The following is a 5,516-nucleotide window of genomic DNA, read 5'->3' on the forward strand; positions in this document are numbered from 1 at the left end:
ACCCCCGCCGCCCCCGAAGCCGCCGCCGCCGTTCGCGCGGCCTGGGAGGCGCTGGACCAGAGCCACTGGACAGACGATGCCTGACGGCGCACATGCCCGGGCCTACGCTGACATAATCTCGCAACGCATGGTGTTCGGTTGCGACGCGCTAGTCATCGCCACGTCGCTAGCCTGAGGCGAGACATAGCTCTCGCCTCCGGCGAGCCAGACCAGGGAGGTGCGCGATGGGTGCCGCTCAGCAGCCACTCCCGACCACACTACCCCCGACTCGTCCCCGTGATCGCTCAGCCGTGGGGGTACTCCATGCCCTGTGGCGTGAGCGCTGGATCGGTGTTCCTGTCGCGGCGGGGGCGGCTATCCTGACCGGCCTACTCGTCGGCGCCACGATGCCGCGCGCCCCGGCGACGGCTGGGCAGGCGCTGGTGCTGATGCTTACCGCCTTCGTGGTCGGCGGCATCGCGGGTCTGGCAATGCGCTCGCGCTGGGCGATGGTGCTGGCGCCAGTCGCGAATGTCGTGGCCTTCGAGGTGGCGCGGCTCGGCACGCCGGGCATCACCGTCGAGCGTATCCGCCTCGACACGGCCTATGGTGTCCTGGCCTTCATCCTCGGCCGCGGGCTCTACTGCGTCGTGGGGTTGTTGCCGATGCTCCTCGGCGTGGCCTACGGCATCGCGCTGGCGCAGCGGTTGGCTCCGCGACCGCAGCCGCAACGAACGAGGCTGCGGCGGTACGCTGGGCGCCCAATTAGCGTGCTGGCGACGGTGGGGCTGGTAGCGCTGGCCATCCTGATCGCCTGGCCAGCCAGCACGCCGCCGGTGCGGGGGACGGACGGTAAGCCGATCGAGGGGAGCGTCGCCACGCTGGAGCGTGTGCGGCTCGGCGGGCATGACCAGTGGATCATGATCCACGCGACCAGCGCCGACTTGCCGGTCCTCCTCTACCTCAGCGGCGGGCCGGGTCAGAGCGACCTCATGTTCTCGCGCGTGTTCTTTGAGGAACTGGCGCGGGACTTCGTCGTCGTCGGCTGGGACCAGCGTGGGACGGGCAAATCCTACGCCGCACTCGACCCGGCCGAGACGCTCACGCTCGACCAGGCCGTGGCGGACACCGTCGAGTTGGCCAACTACCTGCGAGCGCGCTTCGACGAGCAGAAGATCTACCTGCTGGGTGAGTCGTGGGGGAGCACCCTCGGTGTGCTTGCCGCCCAGCGGCATCCTGAGCTCTACCACGCCTTCATCGGTAGTGGGCAGATGGTCAGCCAGCGCGAGACAGATCGTCGGCTGTACCACGACATGCTGGCCTATGCCGAACGGACCGGCAACGCTGAGATGGCTCGCACCATGCGCCGCTTCGGCGAGCCGCCGTACGCCGACCCGCTGGCCTACGCCTACGTCATGGGCTACTACGAGCAACTCAGCCCTTACACGCCGCCGGCCGCGTACCTCGAACGCGGGTCGGCCGCCGGGCTCGTCCCCTGGGGTATGCGCGGCAGCGAGTACAACCTGATCGAGAAGGCGAACGTGCTGCGTGGTCTGATGGACATGTTCTCGGTCATGTACCCGCAACTCCAGGAGATCGACTTCCGGCGCGACGTGACACGACTCGACGTGCCGATCTACATGGTGATGGGCGAGCACGAACTGGAGGCGCGCAGCGACCTGGCACATGAGTGGTTCACCCAACTCGAGGCGCCCCACAAGCAGGAGTTCACCTTCCCCGACGCTGGGCACTCCGTCGTGTTCGAGGAGTTCCAGGAGTTCCACCGGATCATGACCGACGTCGTCCTGCCCGAGACGTACCAGGGCGGGTGAGTGACCCCCACGCGCGCACTGGCCGGGGCGGACAGTGGCCGCCCTTCTATAATGCGATCCGAGATCAATCAGTCGCTGATGAGGCTGGCACGCCGATGTCATCCTGAGCGGAGCCGACCGGTGTGGGAGCGGCGGGCGGCGCAGCGAAGGATCTCCCCGGTGGGTGGTGGTTCCAACGCGAGATCCTTCTCTCCGCCCAGGATGACATCGAACCATCATAGGAGCGCCACGGGGCTGAAATCCGGTCGGTGGGCGCCGACGTTCCGAGGTTGCTCGTGGCCTCTCGGGGAAGGAGCGGGCGTGGAGGGCGGTCAGCGCGTGACGATTCGAGAGGTGCGCTGCATCCGGTGCGGCGCTGCGTACGCCGTGACGGAGTGGCCGCGGGGCTGCCCGCGTTGCTTTGAGGAGGGGCGGCCGTCGGCCGTGGCGCCGTCCCTGGACCTGGGCGCGATCGACCCCGCGGCGCTCAGGGCGGCCTGGGCAACGGCCGGGCGGGGGATGTGGCGGTTCTACCACCTGCTCCCGGTCCCGGTGGAGGATGCCGTCTCGCTCGACGAGGGAGGAACCCCGCTGCTGCGCCTGCGGACGCTGGAGGATGAGCTCGGCGTCGGAGCGGTGTGGGTGAAGGACGAGCGCCGCAACCCGACCGGGTCCTTCAAGGACCGCTTCTTCTCCGTCTGCCTGAGCCGGGCGCGCAGTCAGGGAGCGGAGGTTGTCGCCATCGCGTCCAGCGGGAACGGTGGCTCGTCCGCCGCAGCCTATGCCGCGGCCGCCGGGATTACCTGCGTCGTCATCACCACGCCGTCGATCGCATCGGCTTGGCGGGCCGCCATGTCCACGACCGGCGCCCGGCTCGTCGCGGCCAGGAGCGGGGCAGAGCGCTGGAAGCTCCTGCAGACCGGCGTCGAAGCGCTGAACTGGTACCCCTTGACCAACTACGTCACGCCCCCGGTGGGGAGTAACTGGTACGGGATTCAGGGGTACAAGACCATCGCGTACGAGATCGCCATGTCTCTGGACTGGGACGTGCCGGACTGGGTCGTCGTGCCGACGTCGCGCGGTGATGGGCTCTTCGGGATCTGGCAGGGGTTCGTAGAGCTTGCCGAGCTGGGACTGACGCGGTCGGTGCCGCGGATGGTCGCGGCGGAACGCTTCCCCTCCCTGACGGTTGCACTGCAGCAGGGGCTCGACTACCCGCCCACGGTCGCGAGCGAGCCGACCCGGGCCGTTTCGATCGGGAACGACACGGCGACGTACCAATCGTTGCACACGCTGCGCGTCTCGCAGGGGGTAGCCGTCGCGTGTTCGGATGCCGACATGCGTGCGGGGGTGCGCGCGCTCGGGCGCGAGGGGATCTTCGCGGAACTCTCCGCGGCGGCGTCGATCGCCGCGGTCAAGGGCCTCGTCGCGCGGGGCCTGGCGGACCGGAGCGCCCGCATCGTCGCCCTGGTGACAGCCAGCGGTTTGACCGATCCTGAGGCCGCGCTGGACGATGCCGAACCGCTTGAGCCGATCCCGCCGACCGTCGATGCGCTGCGTGCGGCCGCGCTCGGATAGCGGGAGCGGGCGGGGGCCTGCGTTGACAGTGCCCTCTCACGGCGCCTATAGTGACCCGAATCTCGGGCCGGCCCATCCCGGCGGCGCTGGCGCGTGCGCTGCTGGAGCATCCCCACGATGGCGTGGGGCTTGCCAGGGACGCTATCGCGTCGCACGCCGTACCCGCCGCTCAGCCGGGGATCCGCTGCGGTGCCGGGCCCGCCCTCGCAAGCGGAGTCGCCGCGCCCCTCGCCGCGAGCGACACCAGTGACTGGGAGGTAGTCATATGGCGCAGCACGTGCCACGAACGGAGGAAGACGGCATTATTCAGCCAGAGGAACTGGCTGTGCTGGAGTCGATCCAGCGGCGGGTCCTCTGGCTTTCGACCGCGATCATCGACCACGCGAACCACGTACGCCCCAACCCCGACCGCACCAAAGTAGGCGGGCATCAAGCTTCCTCGGCTTCCGTCGTCACCATCCTCACCGCGCTCTACTTCCACTACCTGGAGGCGGGCGACCGTGTCTCGATCAAGCCGCACGCCTCCCCGGCCTACCACGCGGTGCAGTACCTCCTCGGAAACCTCGACCGCGAGTACCTGACGACCCTGCGGGCCTACGGCGGGCTCCAGGCCTACCCCAGCCGCACTAAGGACCCGGATCCGGTCGACTTCTCCACCGGCTCGGTCGGCCTCGGTGCGGTAGCCCCGGCCTTCGCCGCGCTGGCTCACCGCTACTGCGCCATCCACTTCGGGGACGTGACCTCGAATCGCTTCGTGGCGCTCATCGGCGATGCCGAGCTGGACGAGGGCAACGTCTGGGAGGGCGTGACCGAGGAGGCGCTGGCCGGGTTGGGCAATGTCCTCTGGATCGTCGACCTCAACCGCCAGAGCCTGGACCGCATCGTCCCCGGCGTGCGCGCCGCCCGGCTGAAGGCGCTGTTCGACGCCGCCGGCTGGCACGTCGTCGAGGCCAAGTACGGCCGCCGCTTGCAGGAGATCTTCGCCCGGCCCAACGGCCACGTCCTGCGCCAGCGTATCGACGACATGAGCAACGCCGAGTACCAGGCGCTCATCCGCCTCGACGGCGCCGAACTCCGCCAGCGGCTGATCGACGGCACCACGGTCAACCGCCAGGCGCTCGCGGAGTTGATCGCGCCGATTGACGATGCCGACCTCCCCGCGGTCATTGCTGACCTCGGCGGGCACGATTTCACCGAATTGCTGCGCTGCTTCCATGAGGTGGACCAGGTCTCCGACCGGCCAAGCGTCATCTTCGCCTACACCATCAAGGGCTGGGGCCTGCCCATCGCGGGCGACCCGATGAACCACTCGGCGCTCCTGACGCCGGAGCAGATGGAGGAACTGCGGGTCGCGCTCGGTGTGCCGGAGGACGATCCCTGGGCCGCCTTCCCGCCCGGCTCGCCGGAGGCACGGCTGTGCCAGGCGGCGGCCGAGCGGCTGCGGCGGCCGGAGACGACGCGTCCGCCGGCCGTCTCGATCGAAATGGTCCCCGCCGCGATCGGTGTGCGTCACCCGGCGCAGACCTCGAGCCAGGAGGCCCTCGGGCGGATCCTGCCGCGGCTGGCCGATCTCGAGGGTGTCGGCGAGCGCATCGTCACCGTCGCGCCCGACGTGGCCACCTCGACCCACCTGGGCGGCTGGATCAACCGCGTCGGCATCTTCTCCCCGGTCGAGCAGCCCGACTACGAGGCCGACCGCCCGCGCATCCTGCGCTGGCGGGAGACCCCGGCCGGCCGGCACATCGAGCTGGGCATCTCCGAGATGAACATGTTCATGGCAATCGGCCAGCTCGGCCTGAGCCATGAGCTGGTCGGCCAGCACCTGCTCCCCCTCGGCACGGTCTACGATCCCTTCGTCTGCCGCGGGCTCGACTCGCTGATCTACAGCCTGTACATGGAGTCGAAGATGGTCTTCGCCGGGACCCCCTCCGGCGTGAGCCTAAGCCCGGAGGGCGGCGCCCACCAGTCGAGCGTCACCGCCTCGCTGGGCATCGAGCTTCCCGGGCTGATCTACTACGAGCCCTGCTTCGCGGTGGAGACCGAGTGGACCTTGCTGGAAGCCTTCCGCCAGTGCTGCGACCGGGAGCGAGGCCGTTCGACCTACCTGCGGCTCTCGACCAAGCCGATCGACCAGGGGCTGCTCGACCC

At 69.4% G+C, this 5,516-nt stretch carries 3 protein-coding genes; all 3 read left to right on the forward strand.

The window, feature by feature from the left end; all coding sequences use genetic code 11:
• The first annotated feature begins 290 nt into the window (after positions 1 to 290).
• Positions 291 to 1,811: an alpha/beta fold hydrolase gene (locus tag IRZ30_RS15155; protein ID WP_294086349.1), complete on the forward strand. Its 1,521-nt coding sequence runs from the start codon at positions 291 to 293 to the stop codon at positions 1,809 to 1,811.
• 300 nt (positions 1,812 to 2,111) lie between these two features.
• Positions 2,112 to 3,368, forward strand: a complete 1,257-nt coding sequence (locus IRZ30_RS15160; protein WP_294086350.1) for a pyridoxal-phosphate dependent enzyme — start codon at positions 2,112 to 2,114, stop codon at positions 3,366 to 3,368.
• Between the two features lie 265 nt (positions 3,369 to 3,633).
• Positions 3,634 to 5,516: 1-deoxy-D-xylulose-5-phosphate synthase N-terminal domain-containing protein (locus IRZ30_RS15165; RefSeq protein ID WP_294086351.1), on the forward strand; the 1,883-nt coding region annotated here is incomplete at its 3' end.

It is taken from the genome of Sphaerobacter sp. (genome assembly GCF_019683595.1).
Classification (GTDB): domain Bacteria; phylum Chloroflexota; class Chloroflexia; order Thermomicrobiales; family Thermomicrobiaceae; genus Sphaerobacter.